This window comes from Chryseobacterium salivictor, assembly GCF_004359195.1.
GTDB classification, from domain to species: domain Bacteria; phylum Bacteroidota; class Bacteroidia; order Flavobacteriales; family Weeksellaceae; genus Kaistella; species Kaistella salivictor.
The window spans coordinates 1,760,932-1,783,823 of record NZ_CP037954.1 but is presented as its reverse complement, the minus strand read 5'-3'; the positions used below and the strand labels follow the sequence as shown (position 1 = coordinate 1,783,823).

The window sequence follows — 22,892 nt, the reverse complement described above, 5'->3', positions numbered from 1 at the left end:
TTGAAGTCTAAAACGAACATAAAGCGTCTTTCATCAATAGTTTTTATAAATAAATACAGGCATAAACGCCTTCTATCAATTCGCCCATACCGGTATGCTATAGAGCTTCCCAAATATTTAAACATCGGTTAAATAGAAAAAACCGAGCGCTGACCCGGTTTCTATCCGTACTGAAATATGCTGTGTTGATTATAAATTTTCAACAGAAATATGTAACTTTTATTTTTTAATACGAATCCTCATGAACAGAAAGAACCGCTCTTCCACTTGGATCATTGGCGTTTTTAAAAGCTTCATCCCATTCCAAAGCAATCGGTGTAGAACAGGCCACAGAAGGAACAGAAGGAACCGTCGCCGCCGCAGTTTCGCTTGGGAAATGTTCTTCGAAAATAGTTCTGTACCGGTACTCTTCTTTGTTTTGAGGCGTATTTAAAGGAAAACGGAATTTGGCGTTGGTCATCATTTCATCTGAAACTTCTTTTAATGCCACTTCTTTTAAAGAATCGATCCAGGAATAGCCAACGCCATCCGAAAACTGTTCTTTTTGTCTCCAGGTAATACTTTCCGGCAATAAATCTTCGAAAGCTTTTCTCAAAACCCATTTTTCAATTTTCGGTTCGTGTGCGGTGACCATTTTATCTTTCGGATTAATCCGCATTGCCACGTCGATAAACTCTTTGTCCAAAAAAGGAACACGTCCTTCAATTCCCCAACTCATCAGCGCTTTGTTGGCCCTTAAACAATCGTATAAATGAAGCTTTCCTAATTTCCTGACATTCTCTTCATGAAATTCTCTGGCATTCGGTGCTTTGTGGAAATACAGATAACCGCCAAAAATCTCGTCGCTTCCTTCACCGGAAAGCACCATTTTAATGCCCATCGATTTAATCACTCTTGCCAGCAAATACATCGGTGTTGAAGCCCGGATCGTGGTAACATCATAGGTTTCCAAATGATAGATCACATCGCGGACAGCATCTAAACCTTCCTGAATGGTGAAATGAATTTCATGGTGAATGGATCCGATATGTTCGGCTGCTTTTTGGGCTGCAATTAAATCCGGACTTCCTTCCAAACCCACCGCAAAACTGTGCAAACGCGGATACCAGGCTTCCTGAGTATCGCCACTTTCAATTCTGTTTCTCGCATATTTTGCTGTTACGGCGGAAATGATTGAGGAATCCAAACCTCCGGAAAGTAAAACGCCGTACGGAACATCGCTCATCAGCTGACGGTGAACGGCCTCCTCAAGTGCTTTCCGCAAATCCGCAATATCCGTAGAATTGTCTTTTACGTTTTCATAATCTTCCCAATCTCTTTCGTACCATTGTTGCATTTCATATCCATCTAAACTGTAAAGAAAATGTCCCGGCAAAAAAGTTTCGATCGTTTTGCAAACGCCTTCCAAAGCTTTCAGTTCAGAAGCCACATAATAACTTCCGTGCTGATCCCAACCCTGATAAAGCGGGCAGATTCCCATGTGGTCTCTGGCAATTAAATAAATATCGTTTTCAATATCATAAATTGCGAAAGCAAAAATTCCGTTGAGTTTATCGACAAAAGTTTTTCCGTATTTTTGAAATAAAGGAATAATCACTTCACAATCAGATTCTGTCTGAAAATCATATTCCGGAAATTCTTTTCTTAATTCCCGGTGGTTATAAATTTCCCCATTAACGGCTAAAACAATTTTTCCATCTTTTGAAAATAAAGGCTGTTTCCCGGAAGTAGGATCTACGATTGCCAGACGCTCGTGCGAAAAAATCACTTTTTCATTTTGAAAAACACCGCTCCAGTCCGGACCGCGGTGACGGATTTTTTTCGACATTTCTAATAGCTGAGGTCTTAAGAGTTCGGTTTTTTGTTTTGCGTCAAACAGACATACAATTCCACACATGATTCTTATATTTATTCGTTTTGTAACTTTTAATTAAAATTCTACTGCAAACATATAATAACTGTTTACAAAACGAAACAAAAAATTTTAATATAAGAATTATTTACTATTATTAAATTTTATATAGAAAAAAATTAAGTTTTAGCAGAAAATTTATAGCCTGTGGTTGAAAAAAATCATTTCTCACAAGCAATTATTTTTAAAATACGGCCAAAGATTTTAACTAAAATCCTCTTTAATTAAATGTTCCATACAATATTCTGCAATTGCCGTAATGGTCACAAAAGGATTTACGCCAATCGTTCCGGGAATTAAGGAACCGTCAATTACATATAAATTCTGGTGCCCATTCAATCTTCCAAACTGATCGGTTGCTTTTCCCAAGACAATTCCGCCCAACGGATGATAACAGATATCTGCGCCAAAACCGTTCTTAAAAAGTAAATGAGCACGCGTTCCGCCATTGGCATTATTCATGGTTCGCAGAAAATATTTAGCATTGTCTTTCATGTGGGAAGTATGGGATTCATCCCAGTTTAGCTGAAGTTTTTGATCCGTTAAATCATAAGTAACTTCGCCAAACTTCTTCAGTTTGTTGACCAGTAAATAAAGTGATGTTGCCACATTCATTCCCATTGGTAAAGGCGCAATTTCTACAAAGAAAGGATGCTTTTTATCTTCCCAATGATCGATTCCGCCAACCGGAATTGTCGATTGCTTAGATCCGGTGCCACCAGAAAAAGCTTTTACCCAATTTCGCCCGGTCATAAAGTTCCCGTTGTTTCCCCATTCTTTACCGATATGTTGATCAACAGGAAGTTGGGTAACGGAATTTGATTTCAATAACAATTCCAGCGAACCCATTGTCCCGGCTGAAAGAATTAATTTTCTGGCGTTGATGATTTTATGTTGAATTTCTTGACCGTTCGTATTGATCACAGAAATATCTAGCGCATAACTTTTATCCGGATTTTGGGTGATATGATTCACCTGATGCAGTTCAAGAATTTCTAAATTCCCGGTCGCAGCAGCTTTTTTTAAATAGGTTTTATCGAGCGAATTTTTACCGTGATTATTTCCATAAATAACTTCCCCAGCCAAAGCCGAGCGCGGAACTTCATTTCTGTATTCCTTTTCCATGTAACGGAAATCATAGACATTCGGAACCCGAACGGTTTTGAAGCCAGCCTTTTTCGCCTCTTCTTCGCCAACTCTGTTGAATTTGTAGAAATCACAGTCTTTCAGAAAATCTTCTGAAGCTACATTGGTTTTCAATTCTTTATTGGCTAAAGGGAAATAATGGGAATAGAATTTTTCGGTATCCAAATTGGGGAATATTTCTTTAAAGTATTCTTTTTTAGGAGTCACTGCCATTCCGCCATTCACCAAAGAACCGCCGCCAACTCCCCGACCGAGCCAGATTTTAATATGTTCAAAATCGAGCCGGTCCAGTGCACCTGTAAATTTATCGAGTCTGAAAAGATTCATAAATGGTGCGATGGTTTTTGTTTTCAGCCATGCTGCAGAATGTCCGGGATTAATCATCGGTGAAAATTTCTTGCCGGACTTTTCCCAGTTCAAACCCATTTCCAACAACGTTACCGGAATGTTTTTTTCAGTAAGACGTAACGCGGCCACCGAACCGCCATATCCGGTTCCAATGATAACCACTTCTTTTTCAAAAGTTTCTGATGGTCTTCCGGGTTTTCTCTCCAAACGATTTTCTGACTTTCCAAATAAACTGCCTGATCCTAAAAAGAAAAAGGCAGCGATTCCTAAACTACTGGTTTGAATAAATTCTTTGCGGTTCATACCAAATATTAAACAAAAACTGTACTACAATTGAAATAAAAAGCAGAAAAACAGGAGTGTTACATAGTAAATCAACACTGCGACTTTCGGAAGAAAATTGTTTTTACGATCATAGTTTAGATTTAAAAAGTAGGATCCCGCAGATTTTTAAGAAGACATTTTAAAATTCATTTTGAAAGAAAAACTGCCTGTCATTTTAGCCCCGATCGCAGCGGCATCCTCTGGATTTTTTTCTTAGAAAAAAGCCAGAGATATAGCGGAGAGCGGGATCGGGTTTGTAAGAAGTGAAAACTTTTATGCTCCTAAAAAGAAAAACTTATTTATTCGTCGCCCAAAAGAACACCGGATACATTCCAGGAGCTGAAACTGTTTCCCTCTCTTTTTCCTTGTGGAATGAGGATTTGGATCTGATGATTACCCGCTTTTAAATCGCCCAAAGAAATGTAATTAGGATTCGTTGTCGTGCCTGGACACCAATTGCTGCGGCTGTAATCGGAGGAAGAAAGTCCGTTGGCAAAGTTACCGGAAGCCGGGTTATAAAGGCGATAACTCCCACAATCTGTCCGCCACGGAATAAAAGAAAAAACCTCTTTCCCGTCTACCAGAATCCGATTTTCTTTCGGTAAAAATTCGTCACCATTTTCCCAGCCGCCATGTCCAGTCGTAATGTAACGGAGTTTTGCATTTTTCAAATCCTTCGTAAGTGTGAAACTGGTAGTCAAACCGTTCGGCGAATCAAACATGGTGGCGTAATCCTGTCCGGCCATTTCCATGATATTTAAGGTGTTGAAAAGCGGTATTGCGGTGTTGTTTTTGAAAACATCTAAACCGTCTTTGTGAAGCGTAACTTCTAAAGAAATTTTATGTCCGTTTTTGTCGTAATTACCGATGAATACGCCGGTCCAGAATTCTTTACCGCTCAGCATTTCTTTCAGATCCGAAATATCCTGCCGGTACATCACTTTATCGTGCCAGTTTTTATCTTTCAGTTTCAGATGATTAAACTGCTGAATTCCAAAAGGCGTGAAAAACCTCATCAACTCCAGCGCAGGCTCGTAGATTTCGGTAGCAGCGACTCCCTGATAGGTTTTGCCATTTCCATTGTCGAAAGCGGGAACTGTTTTGGGTCCGTTTTGTAAAGCGTCTAAAAAGTTCTTTTCTTTATTTTGCGGGATAATGAAAACGGTTCCTGTTCGGTCGTAAGCATCGCCAGCAGACTGTTCGGTCAGTTCAACGAAGACATTACTATTGGCTTCTATTTTGGGATATTTTACTTTTTTAAGAATAACGGTTCCTTTGGCAAAACGCAGAATTTTTTCATCAGATTTTAAATCTTTGGTGAAATTAATGGTTTCATTTTCAAAAATTGGAACTGTTGTAAAACGGCTTTTCCAAAGTAGCTCTTTATAAGACAATTCGTCTGTTGAAGTGATTTTCTTTTTGGCGAAGATATTTTCTACGGTGAAGTTTTTCACTTTAGAAATTTCTGTTGCTTTGGTCGTGCTGTTGCCGTTTCGGGTAATTTCTAAAACCAATCCTAAATCCTGCCCTAAAATGGAGGGACCTCCTTTGACTTTTAAATCGTCGGTGTACCAAATTTCCATGGTGTTGGAATTAATCGAAGTGACTGCTTTTTTACAGAGATAACCCAAAATTTTCTTAGTCTCGCTTTTAAGTTCAAATTTTTGCTTTGCTAAAATCTCTTTATTTTGATATTCGGAAACCAGATTATTCTGCAAAAAAGCATATTGACTGACCGTATGGTCAGCTCTGTTTATTTTCTGAATTTCAAAAGGAATTTCTTTCGTTCTTTCCGCTGTTTTTTCACTCAGAATAAAAGTTTCTTTGGCATTGGTGAAAACAATTACGGGATCCTGTTTTGGATTTTCTTTCCCTTCAAAAAAGGTTTTGTAAGTAATTTTAAAATTTTGAGCGAATACAATTTGACCGACAGAAAACAGGACAACCAGAAATAACTTTTTCATTCTTTAGATTTTGAGTACTTTTTATGGAGTCTCAAATTTAAGATTTTAAAAGGAATAGATTAGAAAACAATAAAAATTGAATTCATTTTGTTTTACACAAAGACGCAGAATTTTTTATACAAAAAAAAAGGAGCAAATATTTTGCTCCTTTTAATTTATTACGCTTTTCTTTCGATCAGCGCCATATAGAATCCGTCGTAGCCTTCGCTCGGCATTACTTTTTCTTCTTTTAATAAAGTGAATTCTTCATTGTTTTTAAGGAACTTGGCGACTTGCTCATTATTTTCACTTGGTAAAATAGAACAGGTTGCGTAAATCATTTTCCCTCCTTTCTTTAGGATTTTAGAATAATCCTGTAGAATTTTCTCCTGTTCTTTTTTGATTCTGTCAATAAATTCCTGATCGATTTTCCATTTAGAATCGGGGTTTCTTTTCAAAACTCCCAAACCTGAACAAGGGGAATCGATCAACAAACGGTCTGCTTTTTCATGCAGTCTTTTGATGACTTTATTATCGTCGATATATCTCGTTTCGATATTGTGAGCGCCGGCTCTTTTGGCACGGCGTTTCAGTTCTGCCAATTTCCATTCGTAAATATCGAGGGCGATAATCTGACCTTTGTTTTTCATTAGAGCCGCCAGGTGCAAGGTTTTCCCACCTGCTCCGGCACAGACATCCACCACGCGCATTCCTTCTTTTACGTCCAGAAGTTCACCTATTTTTTGAGAACTTGCATCCTGAACTTCGAATAAACCGTCTTTAAAGGCCGAAGTTAAAAAAACGTTTTTCTTCAGCTCTAATTGTACGGCATCCGGATAATTCGGAATCAGGAAACTTTCTACATTCTCGTCCCGCAAGTCAGAAACCAATTCTTTAGCAGTGGTTTTCAAAGTATTGGCACGAAGGATGGTAGGAGCCTGCTCGTTCAGCGCAACCATTTCTCTTTCCCAGCTCTTGCCGAGTTCTTTTTCCAAAGTTTCTGCCAACCAGTCTGGGATTGAATATTCAATCGCTTTGGTAGGAACGGTATGTTTCTTTAATTTAATTAGAATATCAGCGTTTTTCACGCCATCGAATTCTTCAAATTTTTTATAATGCGTTTTGGTCCAGAGACAATACGCCAAAATCATTTTGTAAATATTGTTCGGTTTCACGCCTTCGCCCATATAATATTCCAGGCGTTTTTTCCAACGGATGATATCGTAAAAAATCTGAGCAACTACTTTTCGGTCTTCGCTGCCCCATTGTTTATGTGATTTCAAAAGCCTTTCAATCACTTTATCGGCATATTTTCGGTCTTCGAAAAAGGTTTCCTGCAGTGCGTCGTGAATTCCTATGAGTAAGTTTCTGTGTATGAGTTCCATTTCGGATATTTTTTAGGTTCAATTCAATCTCGAATCTTCGGATTAAATTTTTTGCAAAAATAAGGTTTTTAAACCGAAACATAGCAGGAATATTTTGGGTGCACATTTCGGTCTTCCACTCCCAAAACCGGGAATAAGTTTCGGCGGGACAAAATAAAAATAACAGAGTCATCTTTTTTTTGCCAGCCCTTTTTTCCACCGCAAAAAAAAGATTTCCGTTCAAGCCGGGCGCAGATTTCCGGCAAAAATACAGTCAAACACCCCATTACACATGATCCGTTTTTCGACTACACAATTTTTCCCTCACTTTTTATACTTCCGGCGAAAAATCTATTAGTTTCTATCTGCTCAACAGGGATGATCTATGAAAGGTTTTTATAGCGTTCCTAAGTGATGGCAAATCCTTTGCTGTGATTTATGTCAATTTACTTCATGCCCATGAACCAGAACGCTTCTGTTAAAAAATTCCTTCCCTTAATTTTGGCCACGGCCATTTTTATGCAAATGTTGGACTCCACCATTCTGAATACTTCATTACCATCCATCGCAAAAGACTTACACGAATCGCCTTTGAACATGCAGAACGCGATTATCAGTTATGTATTAACGCTGGCTTTGTTCATGCCTGTAAGCGGATTTTTGGCCGACAAATTTGGAACGCGGAAAGTCTTCATCACTTCTTTGATTATTTTCAGTTTGGGATCATTGCTTTGCGCCCTTTCTCAAAACCTCAACCATTTGGTGCTTTCAAGGGTGATTCAAGGGGTTGGCGGAAGTTTGATGACGCCGGTCGGCCGCCTGGCTTTAATCAAAACATTCAAAAAAAACGAACTGATGAAAGCGATGAATTATGCGATAATCCCAGCGCTGATCGGCCCTATTCTTGGTCCGTTGGTCGGTGGATATATGGTCGATTATTTATCCTGGCACTGGATTTTCCTCATTAATCTTCCCATTGGTCTGCTTGGACTTTTGCTCAGTTTAAAATACATGCCTGATTACCGGTCCCAAACTATTTCGTTTGATTTAAAGGGGTTTTTAATATTTGCCTCGGCTTCGTTGCTTCTTTCCATTTCGCTGGAAATGTTTGGCGCCACACAGCCCACCACTTTAATTTTGCTTATTTTCACATTGGGATTTTTAATGATTTATTATTATTACGTTCATGCCAAAAAAACAGAAAATCCTATTTTCCCTTTAAATTTATTTCAGGTAAGAACGTTTCGCGTAGGAATTTTAGGGAACTTAGCAACCCGGTTGGGAATCAGTTCTATTCCACTTTTACTGCCACTGATGATCCAGATTGCGTACGGACAATCCGCTGTAATTTCCGGTTGGATTGTCGCGCCAATGGCTTTAACTGCCATGTTGGGAAAATCTTTTGTCATTAAAATCCTCGACAGATTCGGCTATCGACGAACCTTGATGACCAATACTTTTATCATTGGCTTCTTGATCGCCTGTTTGGGAATTCCCGGAATTAACACTTCCCTGTTTTGGTTTGTTCCCATCATTGCAATTCTCGGATTTTTCAATTCCATTCAGTTTACATCGATGAATACGATTGCGATTGCAGATTTACGGGATTCTCATACGAGCAGTGGAAATTCACTCTTAGCAGTCAATCAACAACTGGCCGTAGGATTTGGCATTGCGATTGGCTTAATTATCTTAAAATTATTTGAAGACAGTCTATCGATAACGTCTGGAAAAATACATTTTGCATTTCGGTACACCTTTTTTCTGGTCGGGATTCTGACAATATGTACGGGATTCGTTTTCCGAAGGCTTCATTCCACGGATGGCAACAATATGAAATCACAGGTATAATTTTCGCAAATTAAAAAAAACAGCGGTTGGATAAATTACATATTTCCTCTAACTTATCCTATATCAATGCATTTGCTTTTTTTCCGGTGTACATTTGCAGTTGTAAACAAGAAAGAAAATGGCAACTAAAAAAGTAGAAATAACCGTTCCGCCAAGACCTGCGCATTTTGTGGGTGATGGTTTTAGAGTACATAATTTTATTCCGGGCGGATCCCGTTTGGATATGAAAAGAATGGACCCATTCATTATGTTGGATTATAATTCTAAATATAATTTCGGTCCGACTAAGGTTCCAAGAGGGGTTGGCGTTCATCCTCACCGCGGCTTTGAAACGGTAACTATCGCCTACCAGGGAAAAGTGGAGCATCATGATTCCGCAGGTGGCGGAGGCATTATTGGCGAAGGCGATGTACAGTGGATGACAGCAGCATCGGGCGTTTTACATAAAGAATTCCACGAATCTGAATGGTCAAAAAAAGGCGGTATTTTTCAGATGGTTCAACTTTGGGTGAATCTTCCGGCGAAATACAAAATGAGCACCCCAAAATACCAGGCGATTGCCAACTCAGATATGGCAAAAATAGATTTGGGTGAAAACGGATGTATTGAATTGATTGCGGGCGATTATCAGGATCAAAAAGGTCCGGCAACCACTTTCAGTCCGGTTCATTTGATGAACGCCAAATTGAAAAAAGGGGGAAAAGCAGAATTTAATTTCCCTGCCCATTTCAATACTGCAGCTTTGGTGATTGAGGGAAATATTATCGTGAATGGCGAAGAAAAAGTTCCAACCGATCATTTTGTATTATTCAAAAATGAAGGAGAAACCTTTACCATAGAAGCCACCGAAGACAGCATTATTTTAATCGTAAGCGGTGAACCTTTAAATGAACCGATTGCGCCGCACGGCCCTTTCGTAATGAATACCCGCGAAGAAATCGTTCAGGCTTTCGATGATTATAATAATGGGAAATTTGGGTATCTGGAAGATTAGATTTCCGGTAGAAACTTGCCTTATGTTTAAAAACAGATTTACATCATCCTAAAGATTCACTCAGTTATTAATTTATAATTCTATAAAAAATGAAAATCTCACTTATCGGCGCTACAGGCTATGTAGGAAATGCCATTCTCAAAGAGCTTTTGGAAAGAAATCATCAGGTAACCGCCATCGCAAGAAATACGGATAAACTGACTATTGAACACGAAAATCTTAAAAAAAAGAATATCGATATCTTCAACCTAACCGATTTATCGCAGGCTATAAAAGGCAGCGATGCCGTCATCAGCGCTTATAATCCGGGCTGGAGCAATCCCAATATTCATGAGGAGTATCTGAAAGGAGCAACATCTATTCAGAATACGGTAGAAATTTCCGGTGTAAAAAAACTCATCGTGATCGGTGGCGCAGGGACTTTGAAAATTGATGGCAAGTATATTGTTGACGGACCGGATTTTCCGAAGCAACTGTACCCCGCAGCAAGCGCCGTAAAAAAATATTTCGTAGAAAATCTAAGTAAGAATAAAACCCTCGACTGGGAATTTTTCAGTCCGGCAATCGAAATGAGCAATGTGAGTGACACTCAGATAAAAACAGGGAAATACCGTCTCGGAACAGAATCACCGGTTTTTGACCAAGATGGCCGCTCCAGACTTTCCGTTCAGGATTTAGCGCTGGCTATCGCTGACGAACTTGAAAACAAAAAATTCAACCATCAGATTTTCACCGCCGCTTATTAATGTCAAAATATCTTGAATTGTTAAAACCCTTTTGAAAGTAGATAGGGCAGATCATAAAATATTAATTTCATAAGCTAACCTAAAAAATCATGTCAAACATCGGAATAATTATTGAAGAAAAAGCCGCCGATATCGGAAACTTTTTAGTGGGAAGATTGCTGCCGTTTCGTGAAAAACGGGCAGTTGGTCCTTTCGTTTTCATCGATCACATGGGTCCTATTGCTTTAAAAGATTATCAGAACTTCGATGTACCGCCCCATCCGCATATCGGAATTTCTACGCTGACTTATCTTTTGGAAGGTTCTATTCAGCACAAAGACAGTCTGGGAAGCGACATCGAAATAAAACCCGGCGCGGTGAACTGGATGACCGCAGGAAAAGGCGTAGTCCATTCTGAAAGAACTCCGGAATACTTAAGACATAGCGAAAAACATCTTCACGGATTTCAAATCTGGGTCGGTTTGCCGAAAAATTTAGAACAAACCAAACCTGCTTTTCATCATACCGAAGCCGATGAAATTCCCGTTTGGAATGAGGGCGATCTACAGTTTAAATTAATAGCCGGCGAACTTTTCGGAAGAAAATCCCCGGTTCCGGTTCACTCTAAATTATTTTTCATTGAAATCAAAAGCAAAACCCCGCAGAAACTCAGCATCGGAAAAGATTTATTTGGTGAAGTAGCGATGTATATCCTGGAAGGAAATGTGAACATCGAAGGAAATACTTTCGGCGGAAAACAGTTGCTGGTTGCAAAAAATGCCACTTTATGTGAATTCGAAACCGGTGAAAACGCAACTCTGTATCTTTTCGGCGGCGAACCTTTTGCGGAAGAACATTTTATCTTCTGGAATTTTGTCAACTCTGACAAAGAAATCATTGAGCAGGCAAAACTCAACTGGCAGGAGCAAAACCATGAGGCTTTCCCTTTGGTTATCGGTGATGATAAAGATTTCGTTCCGCTTCCGAAAGCAGTTCTGAACGGAAAATTATCAAAGTAAATTTATAGGATGCATACTTTAATGCAGATCATTGATTCAATTTATCTTAAAAAGCCTCTGCTATTTTCTTGCGGCAGAGTGGGAAAATAACAGATTTTAAATTTTTTCAGATAATTAATTCTTTACTAAAAAAAAACGTCTTAAAACCCAAACAGACTTTTATTCTTTAAAGAAGAAACGAATTCAGTTTAAAAGAACAGTCAACCGGATGGCTGTTTTTTTTATTTCGTATCATTTGAATAATTTAGATAGAGAATTAATAAAAATTAATGCGATAAATTAAAACAAATAACCGTTTTAGATAAAATAAATAAATACCGTGGGTATTAATCCTTAACTTTATTCCATCAAAAAACAGTTCAATCATGGAAGAAAAGAAAAAACTCACGAGACAAACGGGAGCGCCGGTTCCTGACAATCAAAATGTGCAAACCGCAGGACCGAGAGGCCCGATGCTGATGCAGGATTTTTGGTTTTTAGAAAAGATGGCCAATTTCGACAGAGAAGTTATTCCCGAACGGCGAATGCACGCAAAAGGTTCCGGTGCCTTTGGAACTTTTACCGTAACCCACGATATTTCGCAATATACCAAAGCCAATATTTTCAATGAGATCGGAAAGAAAACAGAAATGTTTGCGCGATTTTCCACGGTTGCAGGAGAACGTGGCGCCGCCGACGCAGAAAGAGACATTCGTGGATTTGCCCTGAAATTCTATACCGATGAAGGCATTTGGGATCTGGTAGGAAACAATACACCTGTTTTCTTTTTCCGCGATCCGATGAAATTCCCTGATTTGAATCACGCCGTAAAACGCGATCCGAAAACCAATATGCGAAGCGCCCAAAACAACTGGGATTTCTGGACCCTGCTGCCGGAAGCTTTGCATCAGGTTACGATTGTGATGAGCGACCGTGGAATCCCAAATGGTTTCCGGCACATGCATGGTTTTGGAAGCCACACTTACAGTTTCATTAATAAAGATAATGTTCGCCATTGGGTGAAATTCCATTTCAGAACCCAGCAGGGAATTGAAAATTTAACTGATGAAGAAGCGGCAAAATTAGTGGGAATGGACCGCGAATCTTCACAGCGCGACTTATTCGACAATATCGAGAAAGGCAATTTCCCGAAATGGAAATTGTTTGTCCAGATCATGACTGAAGAGGAAGCTAAAACCTACCGTTTCCATCCGTTTGATTTAACGAAAGTCTGGTCGAAAAAAGATTTCCCTTTAATTGAAGTAGGAGAATTTGAACTCAATAAAAATGCTGAGAATTATTTTGCTGATGTTGAGCAGGCCGCCTTTAATCCGACCAATATTGTTCCGGGAATTGGATTTTCTCCAGACAAAATGCTGCAGGGAAGATTATTTTCGTACGGCGATGCACAACGGTACCGATTGGGCGTGAATCATTATCAGATTCCGGTGAATAAACCGAGATGTCCGTATCATGCTTATCACCGAGATGGCCAAATGCGCGTTGACGGGAATTATGGCGGCACGAAACATTATGAACCAAACAGCTACGGTGAATGGCAGGAACAGCCGTCCGCCAAAGAGCCGCCTCTGGAATTGTCCGGCGATGCTTACGCGCACAACTTCCGCGATGATGATGAAGATTATTTCACCCAACCCGGTGATTTATTCCGCATTATTAAAGCAGAGGGAAAAGCCGAAGTACTGTTTAAAAATACCGCCGCACAGGTGGGCGGCGCAGAAAAATTCGTTCAGATCCGCCACATCAGAAATTGCTGGAAAGCCGATCCCGAATACGGACAGGGCGTCGCAAATGCCTTGGGAATGAGTATGGATGAAGTCAACAGTTTCGACATGAGTCCTTATGACCAATGGGCTCCCTCAAAAACAAAATAGAATTAAATGAAATATATGGGAAAGTGGAAATGTTTTTAGAAAACGTTCCACTTTTTGTCTGTAAATTTATTTTCTAAAATAAAAACCGTGACCAAAGGCAGATTAGAAGCTTTCAGCGATGGCGTTCTCGCCATTATCATCACCATTATGGTATTAGGATTACAAATACCTGATGGGAATACTTTCGCCGATTTGAAACCTCTGCTCTTCAAATTTCTGTCTTATATTTTCAGTTTTATTTATGTTGGAATGTACTGGAATAACCACCATCATTTATTTCAGGCGGTTAATCATGTGAACGGTAAAGTTCTTTGGGCCAATCTTCATCTGCTGTTTTGGCTTTCGATACTGCCTTTTGCCACTGCCTGGATGGGAGAAAATAATTTCACGGAAAATCCCGTTGCCCTGTATGGATTTATTTTGCTGATGTGCGCGCTTGCCTTTAACATTTTAGAAAAATTCTGCCTGGATATTGAAGGTAAAGATTCCGCCATTGCCAGAGCACTGAAATCTACTTTAAAGGAAAAATTTTCGGCAGGAATTTATATTTCGGGAATTATAATTTCCTTTTTTTTCCCGATGATTTCTGTTATTTTGTATTATACTGTGGCATTATTATGGATCATTCCTGATGTAAGAATTGAAAAAACTTTAAAATAAACAAGATGATATCACCACATTACGATATGATCAATATCGAACAAAACGACAAAACTTTCGACCTTTTTTACGACGCAGAAAAAGCCGGATTCATGGAATACAAAGTGAAAGAAAATATTTTGGAAATCATCCACACCGAGATATTCAAAGAATTTGGCGGAAAAGGTCTGGGACAGGAGCTGGTAAAAGCTGCGGTGGAACTGGCAAGAAAAAATGATTACAGGATCGTTGCTTCGTGTCCGTACGCTAAGAAAATTATTGATGCAACGCCCGAATTTAAAGACCTGTTGGCGAAGTGATTTTTCACTGTTTAAACATTTCTTATCTTTCATTGTAAACAACAGTATTTTTTTTACCATTAAGAAATAGCTGAAGATAATAGTAAGGTGAGAAAAAGTTTGAGAAATATGCTTTTAAGTCGTCTTTGATGAATCTTAGTTTTTCCTTAAACGCTTCATTACCTGAATGTTTAAATATGCAAATACTGCATTCTTATGATAAGGACTTCGACAGGCTCAGTCTGACAAAAAAAACAAATAAAAGGTTTGAATAAAAGATGTCACTCTGAACTTTTCGAAGAGTTTTGGATTAAATTTTTAGAATTTCAATTTCAAAGACTTTGACAAAATTAATCTGACAAGGGTTAAATCAAAATCTTTTGGTGAAAAACCAAAAGGTTTTTTTATCCAATTTTCAGGAACAACGAAAAGTTTCTCGCCGACTTTTTTCATTCTTTCATGTTTTATTTGAATCGGCGGATCACAATGTGGTTTGAACGGCGTTTCTTTTCGCAAAACAAGGTGATTAAAAAAAACGGCACCAGAATACGGATAAAGCGCACAAATCATAACAAAAAACTATATTTGTGAAAATTTTAATTCAAATTCTATGAATCCGATTGTGTTGCTGTTGATTATCATTGCGTATTTTGGACTTTTACTTTGGGTCGCCTACCGAACTGGAAAAGGCAGTAACAACGAAAGTTTTTTTATAGGAAACCGAAAAAGCAACTGGATGCTCGTAGCATTTGGAATGATCGGAACCTCGCTTTCGGGCGTAACATTCGTGTCGGTTCCCGGGGCAGTTGGCGCAGATAAATTCCATTATTTACAGATTACCATTGGGTATCTGATTGGGTATATTGTCATCGCTTACGTTCTTCTCCCGCTCTATTACCGCCTGAAACTCACCTCGATTTACGGATATCTCCAACAGAGAATGGGCCAACTTTCCTATAAATCCGGCGCGTGGATTTTCATTGTTTCGCGGTTAGTTGGGGCAACGGCAAGATTATATCTGGTTGTGAATATTTTGCAGATGACGATTCTCGACAGTTTAGGCGTTCCGTTTATCGTGACGACCCTGGTGATCCTGATCATGATTATTCTTTATACTTACGAAGGAGGCGTGAAGACGATTGTGTGGACCGACACGCTGCAGACGACGTGTATGCTTTTGGGACTCATTATCTGTTCGGTTTATATGATGAATCATTTGGGTTTAAACTTTACAGAAAGTATTTCTCAAATGAATCAACTCGGTTATACAGAAGTATTCAACACTGATGCGAACAGCAAAGCTTTCTTTTTTAAACAGATTTTAGCCGGCGCTTTTATCACGATCACGATGACGGGAATTGATCAGGAAATGATGCAGAAATCTTTATCGGTAACTAGACTGAAAGATTCGCAAAAAAACATGGTCGTTCTTGGAATTATTTTAGTGGGTGTGATTTCGTTATTTTTATTCATGGGCGGACTTCTGCATTTGTACGGAAATACGGAACATGTTGTAAGTTCAGGTGATCAATTGTTCCCGGATATTGCTTTGAATCACATGCCGCCGTTTATTTCCATCATCTTTATCATCGCCCTCATTTCGGCACTTTTCCCGAGTGCAGATGGTGCGATGACCGCCTTAACATCGTCATTATGCATTGATATTTTCGGGCTGCGGGAAAAACCGATTTCACAAAAAGAACAGGAAAAATTCCGAAAAAGAGTTCACCTGACCGTAGCGTTTGCATTTTTGGTGATGGTCATTATTTTCAAATTAATCAATGACAATTCAATGATCGGTTTGATTCTGAAAATGGCTGGTTTCACTTATGGGCCGCTGTTAGGACTCTTCGCTTTCGGAATCTTCACTAAGTTTAAAGTTATCGACAAATGGGTTCCTTACGTTTGTGTCGCCGCTCCCGTTATTTCATTTTTGATTGACAAATACCAGGAAAGCTTTTTCGGCGATTTCAAAATCGGTTTGGAGCTGTTGATTATTAATGGATTGATCACGTTTTTTGGATTATGGCTGATTCGGAAGAAATAGACATTTTATAATGAAATAATAAAAAATATACATTTCTTTTGCTATATTTGTTTTAAATACCAAATAAAATGATGGATTTAAAAATAAAACTACAGCAATTGTATGAACGGGTAGATTCTTTAAAAGATCAAATTAATACGGAAGAAGCAACAAAAAACGCTTTCGTTTTACCTTTTATTCAGATTTTAGGCTACGATATCTTTAACCCTACTGAAGTTATTCCAGAATTCATTTGTGACATTGGAACAAAGAAAGGAGAAAAAGTGGACTATGTCATTAAGAATAATGATCACCCAATTCTAATTATTGAGTGCAAACATTGGAAAGAAAACGCAGATGCACACAACTCACAACTTCATCGGTATTATCATGTTGCCAAAGCAAGATTCGGCGTTTTAACGAACGGACATATTTATAATTTCTACACCGATTTAGAGCAGCCAAATATTATGGATGAAAAGCCATTTTTCACTTTAAATCTAAATGACATCAAGGATTCTTCAGTTAAAATTTTAGGAAAATTTACCAAAACTGATTATAATTTAGAAAGCATTCTTGATTCTGCAGAAGCTTTAAAATACATTAAAGCAATAAGAAAAGAATTCGAAAAGGAAGTTGCAGAAGCATCAGATGAATTTGTGAAACTGTTAGTTAATAAGTTTTTTGACAAGCCTTTGACCGCCTCCAGAATGGTTACCTTTAGAGAATACACTAAAAAAGCAGTCAGTAATTCTATAAATGATTCTATCAGTTTACGGTTAAAATCAGCTTTAAACATTAATGAAAATATTGCAAAAGATAAAATCCCTGCAATAGAGAATCCAATAGACTTAAACAATGAAATTCCTAAATACATCACCACCGACGAAGAACTTGAAGGTTTTCAAATTGTAAAAGCCATTTTAAGAGAAAAAATCGCTGCCGAAAGAATCGCATTCAGAGATACCCAATCCTATTTTGGAATCCTTTTAGATGATAATAACCGAAAACCATTAGCGAGGTTACATTTTAATTCTTCAAATAAATACATTGAATTATTTCACAATGGGAAAGACTTGGGAGAAAAAATCCTTTTAAATTCTCTTGATGGAATTTATAATTACCGGGAACAACTGCATACCACTTTTGAAAATTACTAAAATATCATCCGGGCCATAAACCCGGAATTTTCATTTCCAAAACCAATCAAAAATTTGTAAATTCGCCTGCAAATAAATCTATATAATGAGTAAATCGATTGAAGAGCTGAAATCTCTTACCACACAAATTAGAAGAGACATTTTGAGAATGGTTCACGCTGTAAATTCCGGGCACCCCGGCGGAAGTTTGGGTTGCACCGAATACTTCACCGCACTGTACGGGAAAGTAATGAACTACAAATCCCCTTTCACCATGGAAGGAAAAAACGAAGATCTGTTCTTCCTTTCCAACGGACACATTTCACCCGTCTTCTACTCCACTTTAGCAAGATTCGATTTTTTCCCGGTGGCAGAACTGGCGACTTTCAGAAAACTGGGAACCAGACTACAGGGGCATCCAACCACACACGACGGACTTCCCGGAATCAGAATCGCTTCAGGTTCTTTGGGCCAAGGCCTTTCCGTAGCGGTCGGTGCTGCTTTAGCTAAAAAATTAGACGGTGACGACAGTTTGGTGTATGTTTTACAGGGCGACGGCGAATTGCAGGAAGGCCAGAACTGGGAAGCATTCATGTATGCGGCCGCAAAAAAAGTAGACAATATCATCACCACCATCGACTATAACGGTAGACAGATCGATGGCGATACCGAAGATGTTTTAGATTTAGGAGATTTACACGCAAAAATGGAAGCTTTCGGATGGACCGTTCTGAACGAAAAAAACGGTAACGATCTGGAAGCCGTCATCGCAATTCTTGAAAAAGCAAAATCGGAGACCGGCAAAGGGAAACCGGTTTGTATTCTGCTGCATACTGAAATGGGACATGGTGTAGATTTCATGATGGGAACGCACGCATGGCACGGAAAAGCGCCAAGTGACGAGCAATTGGATACTGCATTTAAACAATTGTATTTAGAAGCTCCGGCTGATTATTAATTTGATTTGGGCAGACATTTCCGTCCTCCACTCCCGCTTTTTTTATGGCCACCTTCGCTCCCGCTCAGACTGCCATAAAAAAGAGCTCCGTTCAGGCCGGGCTGCAGATCAGTTATCCTTAGAAAATTCCTTTATTAAAATTCAAGAAATCAAAAAAGTAAATCATGAAATATACCTATACAGAAAAAAAAGATACAAGAAGCGGATTCGGTGCCGGACTGGCAGAATTGGCAGATAAAAACCCAAATGTCGTCGCACTTTGCGCCGACCTTATCGGCTCTTTGAAAATGGAGAAATTCATTGAAAAAGCACCGGAACGTTTTTTCCAGGTCGGGATTGCAGAAGCCAACATGATGGGCATCGCAGCCGGTTTAACCATCAACGGAAAAATTCCGTTTACCGGAACTTTTGCGAACTTTTCAACTTCCAGAGTGTATGACCAGATTCGTCAGTCCATTGCTTATTCCAACAAAAATGTAAAAATCTGTGCTTCCCACGCAGGATTAACTTTGGGTGAAGATGGCGCAACGCACCAGGTTTTAGAAGATATCGGAATGATGAAAATGCTTCCGGGAATGACCGTGATCAACACTTGCGATTACAACCAGACCAAAGCAGCAACTTTAGCCATCGCAGATTTCGACGGACCGGTTTATTTACGATTCGGACGACCGGTTGTTCCCGTATTTATTCCGGAAGATATGCCGTTTGAAATCGGAAAAGGAATTATGCTTCAGGAAGGAACCGACGTGACCATCGTAGCAACCGGACATTTGGTTTGGGAATCCTTGTTGGCTGCAGATGAACTGGAAAAAGAAGGAATTTCCTGTGAAGTCATTAATATTCACACGATCAAACCTTTAGACGAAGAGATTATCTTGAAATCTGTAGAAAAAACAGGAAGAATCGTCACTGCTGAAGAACACAACTACATCGGCGGTTTAGGAGAATCCGTTGCCGGAATGTTGTCCAGAAAAAGACCGACAATTCAGGAATTTGTAGCCGTAAATGACACTTTCGGAGAATCTGCCACACCGGCAGAACTGATGAAGAAATACAAAATCGACGCCGCTGCGGTAAAAGAAGCAGTGAAGAGAATTTTGGAAAGATAAAAAATACACTTTAAAATCATAGCGCACTGCCGCTCATCTTTACTATTGTTTTGGTGAAGAACGTTATTATTCACACCAGTCCACTGAAATTCTCAGTGGACTTTTTTTAAAATAAAAACAGTCCAAGAACTGAAGTGAAAATTGAAATCTATTTTTTTATAAAAGCCAATCTTGCTATTTTTCATTAATAAAAAATTAAAACGGATATTTGCTTTGTTCAAATAATCAAACAAATGCATACCAAAACAGTTTTTCAGTTTATCTCAGAACCCAGCGATGTAAATTATGGCGGGAATGTTCACGGCGGAAGTGTAATGAAATGGATTGACCAGGCAGGTTACGCCTGTGCGAGTTCCTGGTCCTCCAGTTATTGCGTTACGGTTTATGTGGGCGGAATCCGGTTTTATTCTCCCATAAAAATCGGACATATCGTAAAAGTGGAAGCCGAAGTTATTTACACCGGAAAAACCAGTATGCATATTGCCATCAATGTTTTTTCAAGAAACATCAAAAGGAAAGATTTCGAAAAGAAAACGCACTGTATTATCGTTTTCGTCGCGGTTGATGATGAAGGTAATTCTGTAGAAGTCCCGAAATTCGTCCCAACCACAGAACAGGACAAGCAAATGGAAAAATACGCGATAAAACTGATGGATCTCCGTAAAAAGATTGAAGATGAGATGAAGCCTTTCATGTAAATTTAACGTTTGCTGTAAAAACATTTTAAAATGAATATTGGAACGGTACTTAATTTGTTCACGTTTTACTTCAATTAAAAATAAGACCTTAATTTTATTTCTAACCAAAATTCCTTGATTATGAAAAATTTGAAATTAGCAACACTGTCACTATTGATGGGCACTTTCGTTTTTACATCATGTGAAAAGAAAGTAGTTTTACAAAACCCCGCTGAGAACAATACAACTGCTTCAAAAACAGAAGTCGTAACGCCTAACCCAGAAGCAAACAACGTCGATCAGAATCTTCCACCACAAGTAAAAACTTTTTTAAATGAACATTATGCCGGTATTGCGATTTCAAAGCATGAAACAAAAACTAATGCCAAGGGTAAACAGTACGAGGTTCAATTAAATAATGGTGTGGAAATAGAATTCGACAATGACGGGAATTGGAAAGGCATCAAAGATAATAATGGCGTTCCCGACATTCTAATTCCTACCAAAATAAAAGAATACGTTAACAAAAATTACAAAGACATAAAAATCAAAAGTCTGGAGAAAAAATCCGATAAAAACATAATCAAAGCCGATCTTCTGAATGGCGTTGATTTAGAGTTCGATATGCAGGGGAATTTTTTAATGATTGACTTGTAGAAAAACAAAATTTAGAATTTGAATTTACTACAATAAAAAACTCCTTTCAACACCAGATTGAAAGGAGTTTTCTATAAAATAATTTTAACGGTTATCTCCCAACGTGTCCCGAATAAGTTAACTTTCCATCATAAATGGAACAACTTACATCGAAGAAACAACTTTTTCGTTTTCGTTGTGAATTGCTTTCAAATTTCATTATCTTCGTGATTAGTCACAACATATTATTTAGTTTGGAAAGGACTGGATCTGTTGTGAATTGCTTTCAAAATTATCATCTTCGTGATTAGTCACAACAACTTCGAGGATGCTAAAGATGCTATTCGAGTTGTGAATTGCTTTCAAAATTATTATCTTCGTGATTAGTCACAACTCGGTAATATTTTAGTGAAAGTGGTTTCCAGTTGTGAATTGCTTTCAAAATTATTATCTTCGTGATTAGTCACAACATCGACCATGTAGATCTGATTGTTATCGATGTTGTGAATTGCTTTCAAAATTATTATCTTCGTGATTAGTCACAACCAATTCCCAACTGAAGCAAGCCCATCCCTCGTTGTGAATTGCTTTCAAAATTATTATCTTCGTGATTAGTCACAACATCAGCCAAATGATTATGACAGCGAAAATAGTTGTGAATTGCTTTCAAAATTATTATCTTCGTGATTAGTCACAACTTTTACTTTTGAATTAAATTAACGTTTCATGTTGTGAATTGCTTTCAAATTTCATTATCTTCGTGACGAGGAACAACAAATACTCCCACGATGCAGGCAACCACGGCGTTGTGAATTGCTTTCAAATTTCATTATCTTCGTGACGAGGAACAACAATGAAACGCGATTTAACTTTAATTGAGTGGTTGTGAATTGCTTTCAAATTTCATTATCTTCGTGACGAGGAACAACCCATCTACCATTATCTGTTTAAACGAAATAGTTGTGAATTGCTTTCAAATTTCATTATCTTCGTGACGAGGAACAACCTTGACATCTAACTCAGTTTCACTTTCCCGGTTGTGAATTGCTTTCAAATTTCATTATCTTCGTGACGAGGAACAACTCACCGAGCCAAATTCCGTAAGAAACCAAAGTTGTGAATTGCTTTCAAATTTCATTATCTTCGTGACGAGGAACAACTCGTGATCCCAACACAACCAAAACGGCTCAGTTGTGAATTGCTTTCAAATTTCATTATCTTCGTGACGAGGAACAACGTATTATCAAATTAAAAGATAATCAAAAAAGTTGTGAATTGCTTTCAAATTTCATTATCTTCGTGACGAGGAACAACGATTAACATCACTTTGACCAACACGGCAGAGTTGTGAATTGCTTTCAAATTTCATTATCTTCGTGACGAGGAACAACTTCTTTTGATAGCTTAATTGCCGTATCAATGTTGTGAATTGCTTTCAAATTTCATTATCTTCGTGACGAGGAACAACACTCATAAAATCCACTGCCACTTTCAGTAAGTTGTGAATTGCTTTCAAATTTCATTATCTTCGTGACGAGGAACAACCCTCCGTTGTCCAGTCGTAAATAGGGTAAAGTTGTGAATTGCTTTCAAATTTCATTATCTTCGTGACGAGGAACAACTCCTGCTATTCTAACAATATTACCCCCATTGTTGTGAATTGCTTTCAAATTTCATTATCTTCGTGACGAGGAACAACCCTCGCAGGAATCGGAACCATCGGACAACTGTTGTGAATTGCTTTCAAATTTCATTATCTTCGTGACGAGGAACAACTACCCTCATTTTCCTCTGTGCCGTGCTTAAGTTGTGAATTGCTTTCAAATTTCATTATCTTCGTGACGAGGAACAACCATCAATTTTAATTCGAACTATTTCACCTAGTTGTGAATTGCTTTCAAATTTC

General features: G+C 38.5%; 18 protein-coding genes and 1 CRISPR repeat array (1 of these 19 running past the window's edge). Of the genes, 13 read left to right on the top strand and 5 right to left on the bottom strand.

The window, feature by feature from the left end:
* Window positions 1-226 precede the first annotated feature (226 nt).
* The 4 genes from asnB to NBC122_RS08210 form a co-directional block, all read right to left on the bottom strand.
* Window positions 227-1,897 (bottom strand): asparagine synthase B, encoded by a 1,671-nt coding sequence (asnB, locus tag NBC122_RS08225; protein WP_133439916.1) that lies wholly within the window; start codon window positions 1,895-1,897, stop codon window positions 227-229.
* A gap of 219 nt (window positions 1,898-2,116) precedes the next feature.
* Window positions 2,117-3,709: a GMC family oxidoreductase N-terminal domain-containing protein gene (locus NBC122_RS08220; protein ID WP_133439915.1), complete on the bottom strand. Its 1,593-nt coding sequence runs from the start codon at window positions 3,707-3,709 to the stop codon at window positions 2,117-2,119.
* A gap of 320 nt (window positions 3,710-4,029) precedes the next feature.
* Window positions 4,030-5,694 (bottom strand): GLPGLI family protein, encoded by a 1,665-nt coding sequence (locus NBC122_RS08215; protein WP_133439914.1) that lies wholly within the window; start codon window positions 5,692-5,694, stop codon window positions 4,030-4,032.
* Between the two features lie 158 nt (window positions 5,695-5,852).
* A complete protein-coding gene (locus tag NBC122_RS08210; protein WP_133439913.1) occupies window positions 5,853-7,058 on the bottom strand; it encodes an RsmB/NOP family class I SAM-dependent RNA methyltransferase in 1,206 nt (401 codons plus the stop codon).
* Between the two features lie 417 nt (window positions 7,059-7,475).
* Between NBC122_RS08210 and NBC122_RS08205 the strand changes: the two genes are divergently transcribed.
* The 13 genes from NBC122_RS08205 to NBC122_RS08145 all read left to right on the top strand — a co-directional run bounded on the left by NBC122_RS08205 (window position 7,476) and on the right by NBC122_RS08145 (window position 21,007).
* Window positions 7,476-8,888, top strand: a complete 1,413-nt coding sequence (locus tag NBC122_RS08205; RefSeq protein ID WP_246012292.1) for an MFS transporter — start codon at window positions 7,476-7,478, stop codon at window positions 8,886-8,888.
* A gap of 118 nt (window positions 8,889-9,006) precedes the next feature.
* Window positions 9,007-9,882 (top strand): pirin family protein, encoded by an 876-nt coding sequence (locus NBC122_RS08200; RefSeq protein ID WP_133439912.1) that lies wholly within the window; start codon window positions 9,007-9,009, stop codon window positions 9,880-9,882.
* Between the two features lie 89 nt (window positions 9,883-9,971).
* The gene (locus NBC122_RS08195; protein ID WP_133439911.1) at window positions 9,972-10,628 is read left to right on the top strand and encodes an NAD(P)-dependent oxidoreductase; all 657 of its coding nucleotides are present in this window, start codon (window positions 9,972-9,974) and stop codon (window positions 10,626-10,628) included.
* A gap of 89 nt (window positions 10,629-10,717) precedes the next feature.
* Window positions 10,718-11,626, top strand: a complete 909-nt coding sequence (locus NBC122_RS08190) for a pirin family protein (RefSeq protein ID WP_133439910.1) — start codon at window positions 10,718-10,720, stop codon at window positions 11,624-11,626.
* A gap of 365 nt (window positions 11,627-11,991) precedes the next feature.
* Window positions 11,992-13,500, top strand: a complete 1,509-nt coding sequence (locus tag NBC122_RS08185) for a catalase (RefSeq protein ID WP_133439909.1) — start codon at window positions 11,992-11,994, stop codon at window positions 13,498-13,500.
* 87 nt (window positions 13,501-13,587) lie between these two features.
* Window positions 13,588-14,160, top strand: a complete 573-nt coding sequence (locus NBC122_RS08180) for a TMEM175 family protein (protein ID WP_133439908.1) — start codon at window positions 13,588-13,590, stop codon at window positions 14,158-14,160.
* 5 nt (window positions 14,161-14,165) lie between these two features.
* Window positions 14,166-14,459 (top strand): GNAT family N-acetyltransferase, encoded by a 294-nt coding sequence (locus NBC122_RS08175; protein WP_133439907.1) that lies wholly within the window; start codon window positions 14,166-14,168, stop codon window positions 14,457-14,459.
* Window positions 14,460-15,048: 589 nt separating this feature from the next.
* On the top strand, window positions 15,049-16,485 hold the full coding sequence (locus NBC122_RS08170; protein WP_133439906.1) for a sodium:solute symporter: 1,437 nt from the start codon (window positions 15,049-15,051) through the stop codon (window positions 16,483-16,485).
* A gap of 71 nt (window positions 16,486-16,556) precedes the next feature.
* A complete protein-coding gene (locus tag NBC122_RS08165) occupies window positions 16,557-17,624 on the top strand; it encodes a type I restriction endonuclease (protein ID WP_133441088.1) in 1,068 nt (355 codons plus the stop codon).
* An 85-nt stretch (window positions 17,625-17,709) separates the two neighbouring features.
* On the top strand, window positions 17,710-18,561 hold the full coding sequence (locus NBC122_RS08160; protein WP_133439905.1) for a transketolase: 852 nt from the start codon (window positions 17,710-17,712) through the stop codon (window positions 18,559-18,561).
* A 164-nt stretch (window positions 18,562-18,725) separates the two neighbouring features.
* Entirely contained in the window at window positions 18,726-19,673 is a 948-nt protein-coding gene (locus NBC122_RS08155) for a transketolase family protein (protein WP_133439904.1), read from the top strand.
* 233 nt (window positions 19,674-19,906) lie between these two features.
* A complete protein-coding gene (locus tag NBC122_RS08150; protein WP_133439903.1) occupies window positions 19,907-20,371 on the top strand; it encodes an acyl-CoA thioesterase in 465 nt (154 codons plus the stop codon).
* Between the two features lie 120 nt (window positions 20,372-20,491).
* The gene (locus NBC122_RS08145; protein WP_133439902.1) at window positions 20,492-21,007 is read left to right on the top strand and encodes a PepSY-like domain-containing protein; all 516 of its coding nucleotides are present in this window, start codon (window positions 20,492-20,494) and stop codon (window positions 21,005-21,007) included.
* A gap of 362 nt (window positions 21,008-21,369) precedes the next feature.
* Here NBC122_RS08145 and NBC122_RS14755 read toward each other — a convergent pair whose 3' ends face one another.
* On the bottom strand, window positions 21,370-21,504 hold the full coding sequence (locus NBC122_RS14755; protein WP_449384924.1) for a hypothetical protein: 135 nt from the start codon (window positions 21,502-21,504) through the stop codon (window positions 21,370-21,372).
* 210 nt (window positions 21,505-21,714) lie between these two features.
* Window positions 21,715-22,892: a CRISPR direct-repeat array (repeat unit 47 nt; unit sequence GTTGTGAATTGCTTTCAAATTTCATTATCTTCGTGACGAGGAACAAC) (it continues 871 nt past the right edge of the window).